The organism is Isoptericola sp. NPDC055063, assembly GCF_053608125.1.
On sequence record NZ_JBSGUW010000017.1, the window covers coordinates 83,037 to 103,982 of the forward strand.

At 74.7% G+C, this 20,946-nt stretch carries 22 protein-coding genes; 9 read left to right on the plus strand and 13 right to left on the minus strand.

Annotation, left to right across the window (positions count from 1 at the left end; all coding sequences use genetic code 11):
* Positions 1–128 precede the first annotated feature (128 nt).
* Entirely contained in the window at positions 129–389 is a 261-nt protein-coding gene (locus tag ACWF41_RS19115) for a hypothetical protein (protein ID WP_380326961.1), read from the minus strand.
* Between the two features lie 13 nt (positions 390–402).
* The gene (locus tag ACWF41_RS19120; RefSeq protein ID WP_380326964.1) at positions 403–1,362 is read right to left on the minus strand and encodes a hypothetical protein; all 960 of its coding nucleotides are present in this window, start codon (positions 1,360–1,362) and stop codon (positions 403–405) included.
* A gap of 227 nt (positions 1,363–1,589) precedes the next feature.
* Between ACWF41_RS19120 and ACWF41_RS19125 the strand changes: the two genes are divergently transcribed.
* The 3 genes from ACWF41_RS19125 (at position 1,590) to ACWF41_RS19135 (ending at position 3,265) form a co-directional block, all read left to right on the plus strand.
* The gene (locus ACWF41_RS19125; protein WP_380326967.1) at positions 1,590–1,955 is read left to right on the plus strand and encodes a helix-turn-helix domain-containing protein; all 366 of its coding nucleotides are present in this window, start codon (positions 1,590–1,592) and stop codon (positions 1,953–1,955) included.
* 12 nt (positions 1,956–1,967) lie between these two features.
* A complete protein-coding gene (locus tag ACWF41_RS19130) occupies positions 1,968–2,363 on the plus strand; it encodes an ImmA/IrrE family metallo-endopeptidase (protein ID WP_380326970.1) in 396 nt (131 codons plus the stop codon).
* Between the two features lie 80 nt (positions 2,364–2,443).
* Positions 2,444–3,265: an exodeoxyribonuclease III gene (locus tag ACWF41_RS19135; RefSeq protein ID WP_380347036.1), complete on the plus strand. Its 822-nt coding sequence runs from the start codon at positions 2,444–2,446 to the stop codon at positions 3,263–3,265.
* Positions 3,266–3,460: 195 nt separating this feature from the next.
* On the opposite strand, the gene ACWF41_RS19140 is transcribed toward ACWF41_RS19135, so the two are convergent.
* The 6 genes from ACWF41_RS19140 to ACWF41_RS19165 all read right to left on the minus strand — a co-directional run bounded on the left by ACWF41_RS19140 (position 3,461) and on the right by ACWF41_RS19165 (position 9,828).
* Positions 3,461–4,786: an alkaline phosphatase gene (locus ACWF41_RS19140; protein ID WP_380322643.1), complete on the minus strand. Its 1,326-nt coding sequence runs from the start codon at positions 4,784–4,786 to the stop codon at positions 3,461–3,463.
* 157 nt (positions 4,787–4,943) lie between these two features.
* The gene (gene galK / locus ACWF41_RS19145) at positions 4,944–6,185 is read right to left on the minus strand and encodes a galactokinase (protein ID WP_380322640.1); all 1,242 of its coding nucleotides are present in this window, start codon (positions 6,183–6,185) and stop codon (positions 4,944–4,946) included.
* An 81-nt stretch (positions 6,186–6,266) separates the two neighbouring features.
* Positions 6,267–7,421, minus strand: a complete 1,155-nt coding sequence (locus tag ACWF41_RS19150) for a P-loop NTPase (RefSeq protein WP_380322637.1) — start codon at positions 7,419–7,421, stop codon at positions 6,267–6,269.
* A gap of 9 nt (positions 7,422–7,430) precedes the next feature.
* Entirely contained in the window at positions 7,431–7,994 is a 564-nt protein-coding gene (locus tag ACWF41_RS19155) for an AAA family ATPase (protein WP_380322635.1), read from the minus strand.
* Positions 7,995–8,057: 63 nt separating this feature from the next.
* Positions 8,058–8,564 (minus strand): DUF1003 domain-containing protein, encoded by a 507-nt coding sequence (locus tag ACWF41_RS19160; protein WP_380322632.1) that lies wholly within the window; start codon positions 8,562–8,564, stop codon positions 8,058–8,060.
* Positions 8,557–9,828 carry a magnesium transporter MgtE N-terminal domain-containing protein gene (locus tag ACWF41_RS19165; RefSeq protein ID WP_380322629.1) on the minus strand — a complete coding sequence of 424 codons (1,272 nt, stop codon included), beginning with the start codon at positions 9,826–9,828 and terminating at the stop codon, positions 8,557–8,559. Before ACWF41_RS19165 ends, ACWF41_RS19160 begins: the two co-directional genes overlap by 8 nt.
* A gap of 89 nt (positions 9,829–9,917) precedes the next feature.
* On the opposite strand from ACWF41_RS19165, the gene ACWF41_RS19170 reads away from it, so the two are divergent.
* Positions 9,918–10,703 (plus strand): general stress protein, encoded by a 786-nt coding sequence (locus ACWF41_RS19170; protein ID WP_380322626.1) that lies wholly within the window; start codon positions 9,918–9,920, stop codon positions 10,701–10,703.
* A 107-nt stretch (positions 10,704–10,810) separates the two neighbouring features.
* Here ACWF41_RS19170 and ACWF41_RS19175 read toward each other — a convergent pair whose 3' ends face one another.
* The 3 genes from ACWF41_RS19175 to ACWF41_RS19185 all read right to left on the minus strand — a co-directional run bounded on the left by ACWF41_RS19175 (position 10,811) and on the right by ACWF41_RS19185 (position 14,332).
* Positions 10,811–11,761 carry a type IV toxin-antitoxin system AbiEi family antitoxin domain-containing protein gene (locus tag ACWF41_RS19175; protein WP_380322623.1) on the minus strand — a complete coding sequence of 317 codons (951 nt, stop codon included), beginning with the start codon at positions 11,759–11,761 and terminating at the stop codon, positions 10,811–10,813.
* Between the two features lie 134 nt (positions 11,762–11,895).
* The gene (locus ACWF41_RS19180; protein ID WP_380322620.1) at positions 11,896–13,443 is read right to left on the minus strand and encodes an aminopeptidase P family protein; all 1,548 of its coding nucleotides are present in this window, start codon (positions 13,441–13,443) and stop codon (positions 11,896–11,898) included.
* 19 nt (positions 13,444–13,462) lie between these two features.
* On the minus strand, positions 13,463–14,332 hold the full coding sequence (locus ACWF41_RS19185; protein ID WP_380322617.1) for an alpha/beta fold hydrolase: 870 nt from the start codon (positions 14,330–14,332) through the stop codon (positions 13,463–13,465).
* Between the two features lie 176 nt (positions 14,333–14,508).
* Between ACWF41_RS19185 and ACWF41_RS19190 the strand changes: the two genes are divergently transcribed.
* From ACWF41_RS19190 to ACWF41_RS19205, 4 genes are read left to right on the plus strand one after another with little or no spacing between them, the layout of a single operon-like run.
* Positions 14,509–15,372 carry a PHP domain-containing protein gene (locus tag ACWF41_RS19190; protein WP_380322614.1) on the plus strand — a complete coding sequence of 288 codons (864 nt, stop codon included), beginning with the start codon at positions 14,509–14,511 and terminating at the stop codon, positions 15,370–15,372.
* Between the two features lie 13 nt (positions 15,373–15,385).
* The gene (locus ACWF41_RS19195; protein ID WP_380322611.1) at positions 15,386–16,030 is read left to right on the plus strand and encodes a MarC family protein; all 645 of its coding nucleotides are present in this window, start codon (positions 15,386–15,388) and stop codon (positions 16,028–16,030) included.
* Positions 16,031–16,058: 28 nt separating this feature from the next.
* Positions 16,059–16,766, plus strand: coding sequence for a FadR/GntR family transcriptional regulator (locus ACWF41_RS19200; protein ID WP_380322608.1), 708 nt, complete (start codon positions 16,059–16,061; stop codon positions 16,764–16,766).
* A complete protein-coding gene (locus ACWF41_RS19205) occupies positions 16,763–17,953 on the plus strand; it encodes a CynX/NimT family MFS transporter (RefSeq protein ID WP_380322605.1) in 1,191 nt (396 codons plus the stop codon). The genes ACWF41_RS19200 and ACWF41_RS19205 overlap by 4 nt, the downstream gene beginning before the upstream one ends.
* Before the next feature lie 108 nt (positions 17,954–18,061).
* Here ACWF41_RS19205 and ACWF41_RS19210 read toward each other — a convergent pair whose 3' ends face one another.
* Both ACWF41_RS19210 and ACWF41_RS19215 read right to left on the minus strand, forming a co-directional pair.
* Positions 18,062–18,361 (minus strand): DUF1905 domain-containing protein, encoded by a 300-nt coding sequence (locus ACWF41_RS19210; RefSeq protein WP_380322602.1) that lies wholly within the window; start codon positions 18,359–18,361, stop codon positions 18,062–18,064.
* A gap of 117 nt (positions 18,362–18,478) precedes the next feature.
* Positions 18,479–20,128: a DEAD/DEAH box helicase gene (locus ACWF41_RS19215; protein WP_380322599.1), complete on the minus strand. Its 1,650-nt coding sequence runs from the start codon at positions 20,126–20,128 to the stop codon at positions 18,479–18,481.
* A gap of 324 nt (positions 20,129–20,452) precedes the next feature.
* Between ACWF41_RS19215 and ACWF41_RS19220 the strand changes: the two genes are divergently transcribed.
* Positions 20,453–20,946, plus strand: a 494-nt coding sequence (locus tag ACWF41_RS19220; protein ID WP_452183069.1) for a ferritin-like fold-containing protein, incomplete at its 3' end; no start/stop codon positions are given.

Sequence of the window (20,946 nt, forward strand, 5' to 3'; positions counted from 1 at the left end):
TATTATAATGTGGGGAATTAGTGTGTCTTTGTGTGTGGTCCGCTGGCTGCTGTTTGGTGGTCCCACCGCCGGCGCCTGCTCGCCTCCCCCCCCCCCCCCCCCGCCCGTCTGCGGCCGGGGTTGGTGGGCTAGTGGTTCGGGCCGGTGTCCTCCGGGGCGGACGAGCTCCGGCCAGGCCTGCCGGCGAACGCACCTTCGGGAACCCACGCTCCGGCGACCACGAGAGCGAGGAACACGGCCGTGGCGGCATCGGTCCCTCGGGACGCCGTGGCGAGGAGCGCGGGAACGGCGACGGCGGCGGAGAGCAGGTACCAGTACCAGCGCCGCGCGGCGCGCGCGTAGGCCATCAGGAATGCCGAGAGCAGTCCTCCGAGGACGGCCAGGATCACGTGGTCGCTCCGTTCACTTGCAGTAGCCGCCGGAGTAGGTGTGGGGCCACCAGGTAAAGGTGCTGGGTGGCCACCCGTAGACGACGATCTTCACGCACTTGCCCTGCGCCGCGGCGGACTTCGCCTGCCGCCGGACGAGGTAGGACGCGGTGGCGATGATCGCGCCGGCGGGGAACGGGAGCCACGCCGCGAGCAGCCCCGCGGTCGCGCCGTCCCGGAGCGTGCGGGTCTCCTTCTTGGAGAACCGGATCGTGGTGGTCCCGAAGCCACGCTCCACGCGGGGGTCGGCGACGACCGGGTAGGTGGTCTCGGTGTCGGGGCGGACGGTCTGGACGAGCGAGTCGCCCACGACCGTGTAGTGGGTGTCGACCGGCCGGCCGTTCGCGTCTGCGGCCCACGGGCGGTCGATCGTGCCCCGGGAGATGGCGCCACCTCCGTCGAGCGGGGCGAGGAGCTCGATCGTGCCGTCGCCGTTCGGGGACAGCACGATGTCGTCGCCGAACGTGTAGGTGAACTCGTGCGGCCCCTCGGGGCTGGACGTGATCGTCTGCACGCGGGCGGAGCCGTCGTCGAGGCTCTGCACGGCGACGTCGGCCCCTCCGTCGTGCGACCGGAACACGACGGTGCCGTCGTCCGCCACGGCGCCGTCGCGGAGCGCGAGGTTCTCGGGCAGGTTCACCTCGAGCCGGGGGACCGCGGCGTCGCGGCTCTCGAGGACGATCGGCGCGCCACCGTCGAGCGGGACCGTCGTGGTCCCCGCAGCGCTCGAGGCCCGCGCGACGCCGCCCCGGGCCTCGACGTCGACCACGTGGCGGTCGCCGGGGGCGACCTTGGCGACGAGCGCGGCTGTCGCGTCGGGCGTGTCGTCGACCCCCGGTGGGTCTTCCGCGGCGGCCGCCGTGGTTCCGAGCCCGAGCAACGCCAGCGTGAGCGTGCCGGCAACGGCGGCGCGAGGAGAGGTGTGCAGTTTCATCGGGACCTTTCGTCGTCCTGGTCTGGGTGTGTCGGTCGTCGGGTGGTGGGCGGTCGCGCGGCACCGTCACCCGGCGCTCGCTGTCTCGAGCGATCGGTCATGGCACGACACGGCGCTCGTCCGGCCGTGTGCCACGCCAGAAACGCTAGAGGTCAGATATGACCATCGTCAATGGTTGGGCATGTCATATCTGGTGCATTTGAACCACGCGAGGTAGGTTTCCGGTCATGGGTGATACGCGCTACTCGGAGGCGGACTTCCTGCACGCCCTCGGCAACGAGGTCCGGGCCTGGCGGACGAAGCGGGGCTGGACCCGCGTGGATCTCGCCGGGCGCGTCGACATCTCCGTCTCCACCCTCGGGCGCATCGAACGGTCGAGCGGGACCGGCTCGGCGACGGTCGCCGACGTCTGGCGGATCGCCCGCATGCTCGGGCTCGAGCTCACCGACCTCGTGCGCCGCGCCGAGGAGGCCGCCTCGCTCGCCGCCGCCGACGGACCGCCCACCGCCCTGGGCGCCGTCGGCAACCTGCGCGCCGTCGCGCACCACGACGAGACGTCGATCTTCGACGAGCAGGGGCAGAGGGGCGACTGACCGGTGAAGGCGTTGCCGGAGCTGATCGAGCTGGCCGACCGGCGCGGGCTGGCCGTCGTGTGGGACAGGGCGCTCGGGGAGCATCTCCGTGGGCTCCTCCTCGTCGACGACGGCGTCATCGTCCTCAACGCCTGGCTCGACGAGGCGCAACAGCGGTCCACGCTCGCCCACGAGCTCGGGCACGCCTGGTACGGCCACCGCCCGACCGGCGACGAGCACGGGGACGCCCGGGACGAGCGGCAGGCCGACGAGTACGCGGCACGCCTGCTCGTCGACCCCGACGCCTACGCCGCCGCGGAGAGGGCGGTGGGGACCCACGCGGGCGCGCTCGCGGTCGAGCTCGGGGTCACCGCGGGGGTCGTCGCGACCTGGCAGCGGCTGGCCCGTCGGACGACCATGGCGAGGTGACGACACGGACCGCCCGCGTCGTCGGTAGGACGTGCGAGGATCGGGGCCGCCGTCCCCGTCACCCTCCGGGAGAGATCTTCTTGCTGACCGTCGCCACCGCCAACGTCAACGGCATCCGTGCCGCCTTCCGCCGCAACATGGACGCCTGGATCGCCGCCCGCACCCCCGACGTCCTGCTGCTGCAGGAGGTGCGCGCCCCCGACGAGCTGGTCCACGAGTACCTCGACGGCTGGCACGTGGCGCACCTGCCGAGCGAGATCAAGGGGCGCGCAGGCGTCGCGGTCGCGTCCCGCCTGCCCCTGCACGCCGTGCGGACGGGCCTCGCCGCGCACGGGCCCGACGGCGAGCCCGAACCGCCCGTCGACACCGGCCGCTGGGTCGAGGCCGACGTCGAGCTGCCCGGCGGTGGCCTGCTCACCGCTGTCTCCGCCTACCTGCACTCCGGGTCCACCAGCCCGGGACAGGAGCACACGATGGTCGCCAAGTACGCGCACCTGGACAAGGTCACCGCGCGCCTCGCCGAGCTCGCCGGGGCCGAGCACCCCGCCGTGGTCGCCGGCGACCTCAACATCGCCCACCGCAACGTCGACATCGCGAACTGGAAGGGCAACCTCAAGAACGCCGGCTTCCTGCCGCAGGAGCGGGCCTACGTCGACCGCTGGACGACCGAGCTCGGCTGGGCCGACCTCGGTCGGGAGCACGGCGGCGAGGGCCCCGGCCCGTTCACCTGGTGGTCGTGGCGCGGGCAGTCGTACGTCAACGACCGCGGCTGGCGCATCGACTACCAGCTCGCGAACCCGGCGCTCGCGGCCCGCGCCGTCAAGGTGGAGGTCGACCGCGCCCCCACCTACGAGGAGCGCTGGTCCGACCACGCCGCCGTCGTCGCCACCTACGACCTGTAGCACGGTTGTGGGGGGGGGGGTTGGGTTTTTTTTTTTTTTTTCCCCGGCCCCAACCCCCCCCCCCCCCCCCCCCCCCCTGTCCCCGTGGGGTAGGCCCCCCCCCTCCCCCACCCCCCTCCCTTTGTCCCTTTTTTTTGTTTTTTTTTTCCCCTTTTTTCCCCCCAACCCCCCCCAAAAACCCCCCCCCACAACGGGTCAGCGGTGGCCGCGGGGGAACATCGCCCGCTGCACGGCGTCGTGCACGTCGGTGTTGAGCTGCGGCCCGGAGAGCCCCTCGGCGCCGGGCCCCTGGGCGGTGATCGGCGTGGCCTCCCCGGTGTGCCCGCCGGTGGTCCAGTCGACGGAGAACTCCAGGTCGGTGCCCGGGACGGGGAACGGCCCGTCCTCGCCGGTCTGGCCCGCGCCGGACTCGTCGTCGGGGTCGACGTTCTCGATCGCGAGGCCGCCCGTGGCGTGGTCGCCGACCACGAGGATCAGCGTGTCCCTGTGCTTCTCCTGGAAGTCCAGGGCGAGGGCGACGGTCTCGTCGAGCGACCGGCCCGCCTGGATGGTGCGCGTGGCGTTGCTCTGGTGGGCGAACTCGTCGATCGCCTCCTCCTCGAGGAACAGGAAGAACCCGTCGCGGTCGCGCTGGAGCACGTCGAGCGCCTTGGCGGCCATGTCGACCAGCGGCACCTCGGGGGAGTAGACGTCGCCCTCGCCCTCGTTCGCCTGCTGGAACATCTCCTCGTTCGCGAACAGGCCGAGCAGGCGGCGCCCGTTCGCGTCGGCGAGGCCCTCGGCGTCGCTCACGTACGTGTACCCGAGCTCCTGGGCGCGCTCGACCAGGTTGCCCTTCGTGCCCTTGCTCTGCTCCTCGGGGTCCTCGGCGGGGTTGTCCGGCCACGCGCCGGGGTCGCCCTCCGGGTACCAGAAGTCCTCGCCGCCGCCCAGCAGGACGTCGGGCTTCGACTCCTCCAGGTACTGCCGCGCGATCTCGCTCTGGTCGTACCGGTCGGTCACGTGCGCGCCGAACGCCGCCGGGCTCGCGTCGGTGATCTGCGCCGTGGAGACGAGGCCGGTGGCCTTGCCGGCCCGGCGCGCGTCCTCGAGCAGGGTGGGCACCCGGTTGCCGTCCGCGTCGACGCCGACGCCGCCGTTGAACGTGCGGACCCCCGTGGCGAACGCCGTCGCGCCCGCGGCGGAGTCGGTCACCGCGTCCTCGAGGTCGGCGGAGTCGGTGGCGGTCCAGCCCGCCTCGTCGAGCGAGTCCATGACGAGGTGGCCGTCCTTGCCCACCGTCGCGACGCGGATCAGCTCGCGGGCGGCCAGCCCCATGCCGTCGCCCTGGAGCACGATGACGTTCCGCGCCCGGTCCTTCCCGTGCCCGCCGCCGTGTCCACCGTGCCGGCCGACCTGCCCGCGGTCGCCGTCCTCGCCCTGGTCCCCGCCGCCGGCGGTCGCGCCGAGCGCGGTCCCGGCGGCGACCAGTGCCGTGAGTGCCGCCGCGCCGACGCGGCGCATCGTGGTGCGTGCTGCCATCGCTCCTCCTCGAACGTCTCCGACGGCGGCGGTCCGCCCGGAGGCTCCGGCGCCGTCGTGCCGGGGTGTCCCGTCCGGGCACCGTAGGCAGGTGCCCGCGTCACCGGCATCCCGGGCCGAGACCAGGGGACACCGCTGAGCGAGGAGGAGCGGGTCGTCAGGCGGTGCGGCCCGCGGGGGCCGACGGCGGCGCGAGCAGGAAGCCGGGTGTGCGCAGCCCGGCGTCGTCGAACGCGCGCTGGACCGCCGCGACGACCGTGTCGACGTCGCCCGCGCGCACGAGCGCGATCGCGGAGCCCCCGAAGCCTCCGCCGGTCATGCGGGCACCCAGCGCGCCGGCGCCGAGCGCGGCGTCCACGACGAGGTCCAGCTCGCGGGCGGAGACCTCGTAGTCGTCCCGCAGCGAGGTGTGGGAGGCGACCATCAGCGGCCCGACCTCGGCGACGCGGCCGTCGGTGACGAGGTCGCGGAAGAGCGCCGTGCGCTCGATCTCCGTGACCACGTGCTGCACGCGCCGGCGCAGCACGCCGTCGGGGTCGTGCGGCTCGAGGGCGGCGAGCGTCTCGTCGAGCCGTCCCGGGTCCACGTCGCGCAGGGTCGCGACGCCGAGCAGCCCGGCCGCGCGCTCGCAGGTGGCGCGCCGCTCGGCGTACTGGCCGTCGACGAGGGCGTGCTCGGCCCGCGTGTCGACGACGAGCAGCGTGAGGCCCGCGGACGCCAGGTCGAAGGGCACCGGCGTCCCCGACTCCAGCGCCGACAGCCCGGGGCGGGAGTCGACGAGCAGGGCGTGCCCGGCCGTGCAGCGCAGCGAGGCCGCCTGGTCCATGCCGCCCGTCGGGGCGCCCGCGATCTCGTTCTCCGCGCGCACGCACGCCTCCACGAGCGTCGCCCGGCCGGCGTCGTCGCCCGCGAGGCCCAGCCCGCCGGTCTCGTCGAGCGCGACGGCGACCGCGCACTCGAGGGCGGCGGACGAGGAGAGCCCCGCGCCGAAGGGCACGCACGAGTCCACGACGGCATCGAAGCCGCGGACGGGGTGGCCCGCCTCGCCGAGCGCCCACGCGACCCCGGCGAGGTACGCGCCCCAGCCGGTCACGGCGCCCGGGGCGACGTCGGCCAGCCGCGTCGACCAGACCTCGCCCGGCGCCTGCGCGGAGCCGAGGCGGACGACGTCGTCGTCCCGGTGCCGCAGCGCCACGTAGGTGCGGTGCGGCAGCGCCGTCGGCAGGGCCAGGCCGCCGTTGTAGTCGGTGTGCTCGCCGATGAGGTTGACGCGGCCGGGGGCCGACCAGACGCCGTCGGGCTCGCCGCCGTCGTCCGCGAAGACGCGCGCGAACAGGTCGCGCACTCGCTTCGCTCCCTCGTCGTCGGACCAGGACTCGAGCCACTCGGGCGCGCTCATCGCAGGACAGCTCCTTCGCAGGCGGTACAGACACAGACGGGGGCGGGCGCCGGCGAGGCGCCCGGGGGAGGGTATCGCGCGTCAGCCCGTGACGGGGCTGAGGTTCAGCCGCATGCCGGCGAGCCCGCGGGACCGCCCGGCCAGCGCCTGGGCCACGTCGCGCAGCACGCGCGCGCCGGCGGAGTCGGGGTCGCTGAGCACCACGGGGGTGCCGTCGTCGCCCGCGGCGCGGACCGCGACGTCCAGCGGCACCTGGCCGAGCAGCGGCACGGTCGTGCCGAGCGTCGCGCCCAGCCGGTCCGCGACCCGCTGCCCACCGCCCGAGCCGAACACCTCGAGGCGCGTCCCGTCCGGCTGCTCCAACCACGACATGTTCTCCACGACGCCCACCACGCCCTGCGACGTCTGCGTGGCGATCGACCCGGCGCGCTCCGCGACCTCCGCCGCTGCGGCCTGCGGCGTCGTCACGACGACGATCTCGCTGCCGGGCAGCAGCTGCGCCACGGAGATGGCGATGTCGCCGGTGCCGGGGGGCAGGTCGAGCAGCAGCACGTCGAGGTCGCCCCAGAACACGTCCGCGAGGAACTGCTCCAGCGCGCGGTGCAGCATCGGCCCGCGCCACACGACCGGCTGCCCCGCGGGCACGAACATCCCGATCGACACGACCTTCACGCCGTGCTCGATGGGCGGCAGCAGCATGGAGTCCACGCGGGTGGGCTGGCGGTCCACGCCGAGCATGCGGGGGATGGAGAAGCCGTAGATGTCGGCGTCGACGACGCCCACGCTGAGCCCGTCGGCCGCCATCGCCGCCGCGAGGTTGGCCGTCACGCTCGACTTGCCCACGCCGCCCTTGCCGGACGCGATCGCGTACACCTTGGTCAGCGAGCCGGGCTGGGCGAACGGGATCACCGGGTCGCCCGCGCCGCCGCGCAGCATGGAGCGCAGGGACTGCCGCTGCTCCGGGGTCATGACGCCGAGCTGCACGTCCACGCCCGTCACGTCGTCGAGCGCCTCGACCGCGGCGGTGACGTCGCGCACCAGCGTGCTCTTCATGGGGCAGCCCGCCACCGTGAGGTCGACGCCCACCGTCACGTGGCCGCCGCCGGCCACGTCGACCGAGCGGACCATGCCGAGGTCGGTGATGGGGCGGCGGATCTCCGGGTCGACCACCGACGTGAGGGCGGTGCGGACGCGGTCGCTCAGCGGTCGGGGGCCGTCGGGGGAGCCGGTGGTCATGCCTCGATCCTAGGCGCGGCGGGCGGCGGCGCCGGTGCGTCGTGGGTCACGACCGAGGGCGGCGGTGACGCGCTGCGCGAGCGCGGCGACGTCCACCGGGCCGCGCGTGTCCACGCGCAGCACGGGGCCGAGGGCGAGGGGAGCGCCGTGCTCGGCCCACCGCGCCCAGTCGGCGGTCAGGTCGCGGCCGTCCGCGTGCACGGGGTGCCGGGAGGGGGCGCGGGCGTCGAACCGTGCGCGCGCGACGTCGGCCGGCACGTCGCACCAGACCTCGACGACGGCGTCCGCGCCCGCCGTGGCCAGGCCGCGCAGCGCGTGGTCCAGGTCCCGGGGGCGGAACCACCACGACTCGACGACGACCCGCGGCAGGGGCGCGGAGGCCAGCCGCCACGCCGCCTCCATCGCCGCGGCGCCGACCAGGCCGCGGGCCTCCGGGCCGACGGCGTCCGCCAGGGCCTCCTTGACGGCGTCCTTGGCCAGGAGGGGAGCGCCGAGCCGGGCCGCGAGCGGGGCGGCGAGCGTCGTCTTGCCCGCGCCGGGCAGCCCGTTCACCAGCACCACCTGCCGCGCCACGCGCCCCCCTGGGGTCCGTCCGATCCACCGCACGCCCGACCCGTGCACCGGGAGACTAGCGGGTCAGGACGACGAGGCGTCCCGCGTGCGCTCCGACTCCTTCTCGTCAAGCTCCTCGAGCAGGTTCCGGATCTCCGACCGGACGAAGTCGCGCGTCGCGACCTCGCCCAGCGCGATCCGCAGCGCCGCCATCTCGCGGGCCAGGTACTCCGTGTCCGCGAGGTTGCGCTCGGAGCGCTGCCGGTCCTGCTCCGCGGTGACGCGGTCGCGGTCGTCCTGCCGGTTCTGCGCCAGCAGGATCAGGGGTGCCGCGTAGCTCGCCTGCAGCGAGAGCATGAGGGTCAGCGCCGTGAACCCGTTCGAGGCGCTGTCGAACCGCAGCCCCTCCGGCCCCCACGAGTTCCACGCCAGCCACACCGCGCAGAACACGGTGAGGTAGATGAGGAACCGCGGCGTGCCGAGGAAGCGGGCGATGCCCTCCGTGGCGCGGCCCACCGCGTCCTGGTCCATCTGCGGGCGCGGGATGAGGGTGCGCCGCGCCTCCTTCGGCTGGTCGAGGCGGTCAGCCACGCGGCACCTCCTCCAGGTTCTCGTCGATGTGCTCGCGCCAGTCGTCCGGGAGGATGTGGTCCAGCACGTCGTCCACGGACACCGCGCCCAGCAGCCGCTTCTCGGCGTCGAGCACGGGCAGCGCGAGCAGGTCGTAGGCCGCCAGCAGGCGCGTCACCCGGCCCACCGGGGCGTCCGGCGTCAGCCACTCCGTGTCCGTGTCCAGCACCGAGCCCACCGACGCGTGCGGGGGCTCGCGCAGCAGCCGCTGGAAGTGCGCGACGCCGAGGAACCGGCCCGTGGGCGTCTCCAGCGGCGGCCGGACCACGAACACCATCGACGCCAGCGCCGGCGGCAGGTCTTGCTTGCGGATCTGCGCGAGGGCCGTCGCGATCGACGTCTCCGGGCCGAGGATCACCGGCTCCGTGGTCATGAGGCCGCCCGCCGTGTCCTCGTCGTAGGACAGCAGCCGGCGCACGTCCTTCGCCTCCTCCGGCTCCATCAGCTCCAGGAGGCGGGTGGCCTGCTCGTCGGGCAGCTCGTTCAGCAGGTCGGCCGCGTCGTCGGGCTGCATCGCCTCGAGCACGTCGGCCGCGCGCCCCGAGTCCAGGCGGGACACGATCGAGACCTGGTCGTCCTCCGGCAGCTCCTCCAGGACGTCGGCCAGCCGCTCGTCGTCCAGCGCGCTCGCCACCTCCAGGCGGCGCGTGTCGCCGAGCTCGTGCAGCACGTCCGCCAGGTCCGCGGGGCGCAGGTCCTCGTACGCCTCCAGCAGCTTGGTGGCGCCCTGCTCCTCGGTGGACCCGGCCAGCCCGGTGACGGCGTCGGCCGGCACGACGAGCGTCTCCCCGCGGCGGCGCAGCGACAGCCCGCGAGAGGGCTGCTTGCGGCGCACGAAGAGCTGGTCCACCAGCCAGTCGCCGGTGCGTTGCCGCGTGATCGACAGGTCCTCGACCGTCGCCTCGCCCGAGCCGTCCGTGAACCGCACCGTGCGGTCCAGCAGCTCGCCCAGCACCAGCGACTCCATCGCCCGCTGCTCGAACCGGCGCATGTTGAGCAGGCCGGTGGAGATCACCTGGCCCGCGTCGATCGCCGTCACGCGGGTCAGCGGGAGGAAGACGCGTCGCCGGCCCGGGACCTCGACGACCAGCCCGACGGCGCGGGGCGCGCCCTTCGCGCGGATCAGCACGACGGCGTCGCGCACCCGCCCCACCTCGTCCCCGATCGGGTCGAAGACCTGGGTGCCGGCGAGCCGTGCCACGAAGACCCTCGTTGCCGCGCTCACGTCGGTCAGCCTACGCGGGGCCGCCCCGTCGGTCCTGGTAGGGGGCACGCGGTGTGGTGCCGGGGCCCCGACTGGGCCAGACTGGGCGAATGAGCTTCAGCCGCCCGAACGCCGTGCCCCGCGTCCCGACCCCGCCGGCCGGTGACGAGGTCGCCGCGTACGACACGTACCTCGAGGCCCAGCAGGCCGTCGACTACCTGTCGGACCACAAGTTCGCCGTCGAGCACGTCACCATCGTCGGCACCGACCTGCGGATGGTCGAGCGGGTCACCGGGCGGCTCACCTACGGCCGGGTCGCGCTCGCGGGCGCGCTCTCCGGCGCCTGGTTCGGCTTCTTCGTCGGCCTGCTCCTGAGCCTCTTCGGCGGTCCGAGCGCGGGTGGCGTGCTGTTCGTCGCCATCGGCCTCGGCGCCGGGTTCGGCCTGCTGTTCTCGGTGCTGTCGTACGCGCTGACGGGTGGACGGCGTGACTTCACGTCGTCGTCGCAGATCGTCGCGTCCACCTACGCCATCCTCTGCGCCACGGAGCACGCCGGCGACGCCCGCGCCATGCTGCTGCAGTCCCCGGGCGGGCTGGGCAAGGCGCGTCGCGGCTCGACCGTGGCGGCCCCGGCCGTGACCGTCCCCGCCTCGCCGACGGCGACCCCGCCGGCCGCCCCCGCCGCCCCGCGCACCCCCGACCCGCGCTGGACCACCCCCAGCGGCGCCCCGCGATACGGCGCCATGCGCCCGGATCAGCCGGCGCAGGCTCCGCAGTCCCCGGAACAGCCGGCCCCGCCCACCCAGGCGGCGGAGCCGCAGGCGACGGAGCAGCCGGACGGCGCGGAGCAGAAGCCGTCGGAGCACGACGACCCGTACCGCCCGCCCCAGCCCTGACCCGCGCAGCCTTGACCTGCCCCGCGCGGATCTGTTCGGCAGCCCCCTGATCTGATCGGCAGGTGGGTCTGCCGATCAGATCAAGGGGCTGCCGAAAAGATCGGAGCTCACGGCGGTGGCGGCAGCAGCGGGTGCCGCCGGAGCGTCCGACGGAGCTCCTCCGGGAACCGCGCGGCCAGGGCTCGCGCGACCTCCCCGAGCCGGGCGTTCCCGACCGCGGTCACCCGCACGGGGTTGACGCCCGTGGCGCGGATGGCGTCGAAACGCTCCTTCTCCCGCAGCAGCTCCTGTGCGGCGTCGTGGCCGGGTCGCACGCCGCCGTCGCGGTACTTCGACAGCCCGTCGAACTCGGCGTACACCGACCAGTCCGGCCACCCCAGGTCGCAGTGGAACACGCCACGCGCGGTGACGACCGGCGCCTGCGTGATCGGCCGGGGCAGCCCGGACCTGAGCGCCACGTACCGGAGCCAGGTCTCCCAGGCGGAGTCGGCGCCGGCGTCCGCATGGTCCAGGACCCACGCGGCACGGCGCGCGCCGTTGCGCCGTCGCGTCGACGCGAGGACGTCGCGGCACTCCTGCAGGTCGACGCCCTGGGCCAGCGCGTCGTCGGCGATCACCAGCCCCTCGAGAGGGTGCATCGACCGCGCGCAGTCCGCCACCGTGCGCGCGAGGGTCGTGACGGGCAGGCCGTCCCGGTCGGCGCGGTGCTCGCCGGGCAGGGCGAGGAGGTGCCGCCTGAGGTCGGCGGCGGCGGCCCCGGAGCGCCGGTACGCCTGGACGACGTGCGTCACGGTGGGGACGCGCCACAGCCGGAGGCCGTGGAGCACGGCGGCCGTCTCGTGGCTGAAGACGTGGTCCGCCTCCAGCTGCCGGTGCGCGGCCGCGGCGAGCGCGCGGGCCCGCCGTCGTGCGGCGTGGAACCGGTGCTCGTCCCAGGGCGGCTCCGTCGGCCGGTAGGCGCCTCGACGGAGCCGCTCGAGCTCACCGTCCCGGCGCGCCTGGTCCAGGACGTGCCGCTGCAGCTCGCCCGCCAGGATCACCGCTTCGTCGTCGAACATGCCGACGAGCGTGCCGCATCGACCCGCCCTCCGGCGGCGCCCTGTGGACGGAGGTCATCTGTTCGGCAGCGGCTGGATCTCTTCGGCGGTCACACCTGCCGAGGAGATCCACCCGCTGCCGAACAGATCGAGGATCAGCCGCGCAGGCGCGCCATCCAGGCCTCGACGTCCTCGGGGCGGCGGGGGAGGGCGGCGGAGAGGTTCTCGTTGCCGTCGGCGGTGACGAGGACGTCGTCCTCGATGCGCACGCCGATGCCGCGGTACTCCTCGGGCACGGCGAGGTCGTCGGCCTTGAAGTACAGGCCCGGCTCGATGGTGAACACCATGCCGGGCTCCAGCACGCCGTCCAGGTAGAGCTCCCGACGCGCCTGGGCGCAGTCGTGCACGTCCAGGCCGAGGTGGTGGCTGGTGCCGTGCACCATCCAACGGCGGTGCTGCTGACCCTCGGGGGAGAGGGAGACCTCGGCGGTGACGCCCTCGGGCAGCAGGCCCCACTCCTCCAGGCGGGCGGCGATGACCTCCATCGCGGCGGCGTGGATGTCGCGGAACTTCGTCCCCGGCTTCGCGACGGCGAACGCGGCGTCGGCGGCGTCGAGCACCGCGGTGTAGATGCGGCGCTGCACGTCGGTGAACTCGCCGTCCACGGGCAGGGTGCGCGTGACGTCGGCGGTGTAGAGGGAGTCGACCTCGACGCCGGCGTCCAGCAGCACGAGCTCGCCGGACCGGACGACGCCGTCGTTGGTGATCCAGTGCAGCGTCGTGGCGTGCTCGCCGGCCGCAGCGATGGTCTCGTAGCCGACGGTGTTGCCCTCGAGGCGGGCGTGCGCGTCGAACGTCGTCTCGATGACGCGCTCGCCGCGGCGGTGCGCCACGGCCTTCGGCAGCGCCGGCACGACCTGCTCGAAGCCCTCGATGGTGCGGGCCACGGCCTCGCGCAGGTGCTCGATCTCCAGGGCGTCCTTGACGAGGCGCAGCTCGGAGGTGGCCTCGACCAGCTGCTCGTCCTCGGACCCGGCCTGGACGCCGGCCTCCTCGCGGATGGCCTCGACGAGCGCCTCGACGTTCTCGTCCGCGCCGGTCACGACGAGCACGCGCACGCCGTCGGCCCCGACGTCCTTGGCGAGCGCGTCGCGCAGCTCGTCGACGTGGCGGGCCTCGACGCCGGTGAGCGTCGTGACGTCGTCCAGCGACGGCCGGGCGCCCACCCAGAACTCGCCGTAGCGGGAGTCGGCGTAGAACTCCTCGGTGTCGCGCGCGGCGAGCGGGCGCACGTACAGCACGGCGTGGTGGTGCGTGCCGTTGCCGCTGCCGTCGGGGTCGCCCTCGCCGTCGGCCACCGGGTGCAGCACGAGCACGGCGTCGGGCTCCTGGTCGGTGCCGAGGCCGGTGAGGTGCGCGAACGCGGAGTGCGGCCGGAACCGGTAGTCGGTGTCGTTGGAGCGCACCTTGAGCGGGCCGGCGGGGACGACGAGCCGCGCGCCGGGGAAGCGCGCGGACAGCTTCGCGCGGCGCTCCGCCGTGTAGGGCACGGCCTCGCCGGGCTCGACGCCGAGGTCGGCGCGCTCGCCCCACTGCGAGGTGATGAACGACTTGAACGCCTCCGAGACGGGGCGCTGGGAACGGTTGCTGCCGCGGTCCTCGGTGCTGGGCGCGGACTCGTCGACGGGGGTGGTGTCGGTCATGGTCCTAGTGTCCCACCGGTCAGGCGCGCGCGAAGTCGTGCAGGGCGCGGGTGAGGACGCGGTTGAAGGCCTCGGGGGCATCGGAGTTCACGTCGTGTCCGGCGTCAGGCACGACGACGAGGGCGCCGCGGTCGGCGGCGGCGACGTGCCGCGACTCCTCGAGCCGCATCCGGTCGCGGGCGCCGTTGACGAACCACACGGGCACGCGCAGGGCGCGGGTGCTGGCCACGGAGGAGCGGCCGGCGAGGTGGGTGAGGGCGTCGGTGACGATGTCCCAGCCGGGGCGCGGCACGCCGCCGGCGTCGCCCAGCAGGGCGGCGATCTCCATGCCGCCGGCGCGCGACGCGCCTCCCGTGATCGCGGCGCGCCAGGCCAGCGAGGCGTCGCGCAGGCCGCGGCGCACGGCCGTGGTGCCGGTGACGGCCAGGTGCGCGACGTCGCGGAAGAGGGCGACGGGCTTGCCCTTCGGGTCCGAGGTGCAGCCCGCGGCGACGACGCCGGCCAGCGACGGGGTGGCGGCGCTGGTCGCCTGGTGCGCGGCCCACGCGAGCGAGGTATACCCGCCGAGCGAGAGCCCGACGACGACGACCGGCGTGCCCGCGCCGAACGACGCGGCGGCCTCGTCCAGGACCTCGAAGGCGCGCGGCATGGAGAACCGCTCGTGGTGGCGCGTGCCGTGGGCGGGCAGGTCGACGGCGACGGCGTCGTGCCCGGCGTCGCGCACGTGCTCCACCTGGCGCTCCCAGATCGCGGACGACGTGCGCATGCCGTGCACGAAGATGATCCCGGCGGTGCCGGGGGTCCGGGCCGGAGGAGCGGACAGGTCGGCCGATGCGGGCAGTGCGGGCAGTGCGGGCGGGGTGGCGACGTCGGCGCTGAGGAGATCCATCGACGACGATCGTGCCGTGCCCGTTCGGGCGAGCGGGGTGCGGCTGCGGCGGGCGGGGTGGAGAGGTTGTGTCGCCTCCTTCACGCGTCGGGGCGGCACGGGAGTGGCCGACGTCGCACCGCGGGAGGTCACGGATCGCGGGTGCGGGCCCGTCCGGCTCCTTAGACTCGGTGATCGTGACGCCGCCCCGGATCGACCTCCACACGCACTCGCGGGCCTCTGACGGCACGGACTCCCCGCGGGGGGTGCTCGAGGCGGCGGCCGCGGCGGGGCTGGACGTCGTCGCGCTGACCGACCACGACACGACCGCCGGGTGGGCCGAGGCCGCCCAGGCCGTGGCCGCGACGGGCGTGGCGCTGGTGCGGGGCACCGAGATCTCCACGCGCGTGCGGACGGAGGCGGGGGGCGTCAGCGTGCACCTGCTGTCGTACCTGCACGACCCGGACGACGCCGTGCTGCGAGCCGAGTGGGACCGCACGCGCACCGACCGGCTCACCCGCGCCCGCCGGATGACGGACCTGCTGGCCGAGGACTTCCCGGTGACCTGGGACGACGTCGTCGCGCAGACGGGCGACGGCGCCACGGTGGGGCGCCCGCACCTCGCGGACGCGCTGGTCGCCGCGGGTGTCGTCGGGTCGCGCGACGAGGCGTTCGCGACCGTCCTGCACCCGGGGGCGCGCTACTACGTGCCGCACTACGCCCCCGACACGACGGACGCCGTGCGGGCGGTGCTCGGCGCCGGAGGCGTGCCCGTGATGGCCCACCCCGCGGCGGGCGCGCGCGGCCGCACGGTGAGCGACGCGACGATCGCCGACCTCGCCGCCGCCGGGCTCGCGGGGCTCGAGGTCGACCACCGGGACCACGACGGCGAGGCGCGCGCCCGGCTGCGCGGCCTGACGACGGAGCTCGGCCTGCTCGCCACGGGCTCCAGCGACTACCACGGCACCGGCAAGCTCAACCGCATCGGGGAGCACACCACCGCTCCCGAGGTGCTCGCAACGATCGAGGAACGAGGTCTGCTGGACGTGATCCGACCATGAACGCGGTGCGACAGTGAGCGCGGTCCTGGACACCGCGTTGTTCACCGAGGTGTTCGTCACCCTGTTCGTCATCATGGACCCGCCCGGCACGGTGCCGGTCTTCCTGGGCCTGACGTCAGCGATGGGCGCGAAGCAGCGCAACCGTGCCGCGCGTCAGGCGATCCTCGTCGCGTTCGGCGTCATCGTCGTCTTCGCGGTGTTCGGCCAGCAGGTGCTGCACTACATGGGCATCTCGCTGCCGGCGCTGCAGGCGTCCGGCGGCCTCCTGCTTCTGTTCGTCGCGATGGAGCTGCTGACCGGCAAGATGGAGGAGCCATCGCCGTCGGGCAACAAGGGCGTCAACGTGGCGATGGTGCCGCTCGGCACGCCGCTGCTGGCCGGGCCGGGAGCGATCGTCGCGACGATGGTCTTCGTCCAGCAGACGCGGGTGTCGGACACCGGCGGCGCGCCGCAGCTGGTCGCCATCGCGGTGGCGATCGTGCTGGTGCACGTGTGCCTGTACCTGTCGATGCGGTTCGCGAACGTCATCCACCGGGTGCTCAAGGACTCCGGCGTGACGCTGGTGACGCGCATCGCCGGCCTGCTCCTGGCCGCGATCGCGGTGCAGGGGATCGCGACGGCGATCACGGAGTTCGTCCGCATGGCTCAGGCCGGCTGAGGCAAACATGGGATGTTAGGCTCTTTCGGTGCCTGAGTCTGACGTCCCCCCGATCTCCCCGCCCCGCAAGGTGTCCGAGCTCGTCGTCGAGCACCTGACCGACCTCGTCGAGCGCGGCGAGTGGCCCGTCGGCTCGCGGATCCCCGCCGAGCCGGAGCTCGTCGCCCGGCTCGGCGTCGGGCGCAACACGGTGCGCGAGGCCGTGCGCGCCCTCGAGCACGCGGGCATCCTCGAGCCGCGCCGCGGCGACGGCACGTACGTGCGCGCCGCCAGCGGGCTCGACGCCGCCATCGGCCGCCGGGCGCGCACCTCCGACGCGCTGCAGGTGCTCGACGTGCGCTCCGTCCTCGAGCGCGGGGCCGCCCGGATCGCGGCGTCGCGGCACGACGACGACGCGCTGGCCGCGCTCCGCGGCGCGCTGGCCGTCCAGGAGGAGGCCGCGCGGGCCGGGGACGAGCAGGCGTTCCGCGCCGCCGACGTCGCGTTCCACGCGGAGCTGGTCCGGTCGGCGGGCAACGCGCTGCTCGCCGAGCTCTACGACGGGATCGACCACGTGCTGGTGCGCACCCTCGCCACGGACGCGCACGGGCGCCACCACCGCGACGTTCCCGGCCACCGCGAGGTGGTGGAGGCCGTCGCCGCCGGGGACGCCGCGGCCGCCGAGCGCGCCGTCGAGACCACCATGGCCGCGGTCCGTGCGCACCTGGTCGAGCCGACGCAGGGGGAGGACGCATGATCCTGCGCCGACCGCTCGGCGCGGGCGCCGTCCTCGCCATCGTCCTGGCCGCGCTCAACCTGCGGCCCGGCGTCGTCGCAGTCTCCCCGCTCCTGGGCGAGATCCTCGCGGAGGAGGGCCTCAGCGCCACCGCCGGCGGCGTCCTCACGACGCTCCCCGTGCTGTGCTTCGGCCTGCTCGCCCCGGTGGCGCCCCTCCTGGCCCGCCGCGTCGGCCTGGAGCGGGCGCTGTTCGGCAGCCTGCTGCTGCTCTGCGCGGGCTTCGCCCTGCGCCTCGTGCCCGGTCTCGGCACCCTGCTGGTGGGCACGCTGGCCGTCGGGTGCGCCATCGGCCTCGGCAACGTGCTGCTCCCGGCGCTGATCAAGCGCGACTTCGCCGACCGCGTGGGGCTCATGACCGGGCTCTACTCGATGGCGCTGTCGGGCGGGGCCGCGCTGGCCGCCGGGCTCACCGTGCCGCTGGCCACCGCCACCGGGATGGACTGGCGGGCGACGCTCGCCTCCTGGGGCCTGCTCGCCGTCGTCGGCGCGGCGGTGTGGGCGCCGCGGGCGCTGCGCGCCGGGAGCCGCGCTGCCGCGCCGCTGCGGCCGGTCGGCGCGACGGCCGCCGACGCCGTGCGGTCCGTCTGGCGCAGCCCGCTCGCCTGGGCGGTGACGGTGCTCATGGGCACGCAGTCGCTGTCGTTCTACGCGGTCAACGCCTGGCTGCCGGAGATCTTCGTCGCGTCCGGCCGGAGCGTCGCCGTGGGCGGCTGGCTCCTCGCGCTGACCAACCTGCTGGGCATCGTCGGGTCGTTCGTCGCGCCGGTGCTCGCCGGTCGCATGCGCCGGCAGCGGGCGATCGGCGTCGTCATCGTCGCGCTCATCACCACGGGCCTGCTGGGCCTGATCCTCGCGCCGGACGCCGCCGTGCTCTGGGTGGTGCTGCTGGGCCTCGGGCAGGGCGGCGGCATCGCGCTGGCGCTCACCCTCATGGCGCTGCGCACCGAGAACGCGACCCGTACCTCGGAGCTGTCGGGCATGGCGCAGAGCGCCGGCTACGTGCTCGCGGCGTGCGGCCCGCTCGGCCTCGGCGTCGCGCACGACGCCACCGGCTCCTGGACGCTGCCCCTGGCGCTGCTCGTCGGGGCGTCGCTCGTGCAGGGCGTGGCCGCCTGGTTCGCGGGGCGGGACGAGATCGTCCGCTGACCTGTCGATGCCCCCGGCCCGTGCCGACCAGGCGGTTGCTCCCGGAATGCGCGCGGATCGCGGCTCATGCCGGCAGCAACCGCCTGGTCGGCGCTCAGGGGGCGGGGCTCAGAGCCCGACGGGCTCCAGGGTGACGCGCACCGTGGAGCCGGGCTCGATGCCCTCGGCCAGGCGCACGGACTTCTTCATCGGCAGGATGTAGCCCTGCTGCTCGTCGCTGGGGAACACCGACGTCGACCAGGTGGTGGCGCCGATCGTCGCGATCACCTTGATCGACCCGAAGCCCCGCGGGGGCAGCGGCAGCTCGGCGAGCGTGTCGGACTCCTCCGGCGGCACCGTGACGAACCACCACGACGAGTCCGTGCGGACCTGCCACCGCCACAGCGGTGCCGAGAACGTCAGACGCATGCCTGCACGGTACGGCCCGCCCCGGACATGCATCGAGCGTGCTGACCTGATCCTCTCCACGGCGTTCTGAGGAACACGTCAGCACGCTCGATGCGTGCCGGTGGTCGGACCCGGAGGTCAGCCCTCCGACGGCGCCTGCGGGGCGGGCGACCCGCCCTCGACCGGGCGGCCGCCGCGGGTGCGGCGACGGTTGCGGGTGCGGCGACGGCGCTGCTCGCCGTCGCGCTGCTCGCCGGCGTCGGACGCCGTGCCCTCGGCGCGCTCGCCGCCGGAGCGCGAGCCCTGGCCGGAGCGCGAGCCCTGGCCGGAGCGCGAGCCGGAGCGCGAACCGCCGTCGCGGGGGCCCCCGTCACGCCCGCCGCGGTGGCCGTCGCGCTGGCCGGACGAGCTGGTGCGCTTGCCCGTCTCGCCGAGGTCCTCGAGCTCCTCGGCGTCCAGGCCGCCGAGCTGCTGCTTGTCCTTCGGCAGCCGGCCCTTCGTGCCCTCGGGGATGCCGAGGTCGGTGAACAGGTGCGGGGAGCTCGAGTACGTCTCGACGGGCTCCGGGAAGCCGAGGTCGAGCGTGCGGTCGATGAGCTGCCAGCGGGGGACGTCGTCCCAGTCGACGAACGTCACCGCGGTGCCCTGCTTGCCCGCGCGGCCGGTGCGGCCGATGCGGTGCAGGTAGGTGCGCTCGTCCTCGGGGCACTGGTAGTTGACGACGTGCGTGACGTCGTCGACGTCGATGCCGCGCGCGGCGACGTCGGTCGCGACGAGGACGTCGATGTGGCCGTGGCGGAACGCGCGCAGCGCCTGCTCGCGGGCGCCCTGGCCGAGGTCGCCGTGGATAGCGCCGGCGGCGAACCCGCGGTCGCGCAGGTCGTCGGAGACCTTTGCGGCCGTGCGCTTGGTGCGCGCGAACACGATGGTGCGGCCGCGGCCCTCGGCCTGCAGCAGGCGGGCGAGCACCTCGACCTTGTCCAGCGCGTGGGCGCGGTAGACCACCTGGCGGGTGTTCTTCACGGTCGCGCCCTCGTCGTCGGGGTCGGCGGCGCGGATGTGCGTCGGCTGCGACATGTAGCGGCGCGCCATCGAGACGACCGGGCCGGGCATCGTCGCGCTGAACAGCATGGTGTGCCGCACGGCCGGCGTGCGGGCGAGGATCTTCTCGACGTCGGGCAGGAAGCCCAGGTCGAGCATCTCGTCGGCCTCGTCGAGCACGACCGTGGCCGCGCGGGTGAGGTTGAGGTGGCCCTGGTTCAGCAGGTCGACCATGCGGCCGGGCGTGCCGACGACGACCTCGACGCCCCTGTTGAGCATCTCGATCTGCGGCTCGTAGGCCCGCCCGCCGTAGATCTGCGCGATGCGGACGGAGCGCTTCTTCGACGCGGTGGCGAGGTCGTTCGCGACCTGGACCGCGAGCTCGCGCGTCGGCGCGACGACGAGCGCCTGCGGCTTGCCGGGGGCCGGCAGCTCGTCGTAGCCGGGCTCGCCCGGCGCGACGACGCGGTGCAGCAGCGGCACACCGAAGCCGAGGGTCTTGCCCGTGCCGGTCTTCGCCTGGCCGATGATGTCGTGCCCCTGCAGGGCGACCGGCAGCGTCATCGCCTGGATGGGGAACGGGTGGGTGATGCCGGACTCGCGCAGGGCCTCCACGATCTCGGGGCGCACCCCGAAGTCGGCGAACGAGACGTCCTGCGCCTGGATGGCGGCGGGGGTGGAGTAGTCGGGCTCGCCGGTGGCGGGAGCCTCGGGGGCCGCGGTGGCGGCGGGGTCGGTCGTGGTCACGGGTACCTTCGTCTGCTCGTCGGCGCGCGCGGACCGAGGGGTTCCCGTGCGGGGCGGGTCCGTCGACGGGCCGCACCGTTCAGGTCACACTCGTCGGGTCGCAAGGAGCGCCGAGGTGGTCGGCAGCCGATCGCGGAAGAACGTCGCTCAGGCTCGGCGGAGATTCCGCCGGGCCGCTGCGGTCGAGTCAGTGCATGAAGACCCATGGCGTGACGACCGGGCAACCGAAGTACGCCTCCATGGTACGCGACCGCGCCCGCCCCCGGCATTGTGCGGCGCGGGACACGCCGGGGCGGACCGCGCGGGCGCACCTATCCTGGGCCGGTGAACGAGCAGCGGAGCGCCCCCGACCCGACCCTCACGACGCTCGTCGGGCTGGCCGGCTATACGGAGCTGGCGGCGTTCGGGCTGCTGGCGAGCCGCTCGGTGGACGCGCCGGACCTCGCCACCCGTCAGACCCTGGCGGCGGCGGCCGGTGAGGCGCTGGGTCGCCAGGAGCGGCTGCTCGCGCTGGTCGACGGCGCCCCCGCGGCGGTCATGGCGCCCTTCGACGGCGCGCTCGCCGACTTCGACGCCCGCACCGCCCCGTCCTCCTGGGCGGAGGGGCTGCTCAAGGGTGTCGTGGGGCTCGGCGTGGCCCAGGACCTGTGCCGCGAGCTCGCCGCGGGGCTGCCGGGCGGGCCCGCCGACTTCGTACGGGCGGTCGGCGACCCGCGCCCCGGGGAAAACGCCCCCCGCGTGCTTTCCCCGGCGGCGTTTTCTGGCGGGGTTTTTGCGGTGTGTCTCTCTTTTTGGGGTCGGCTCTTTGTTTGTGGGGC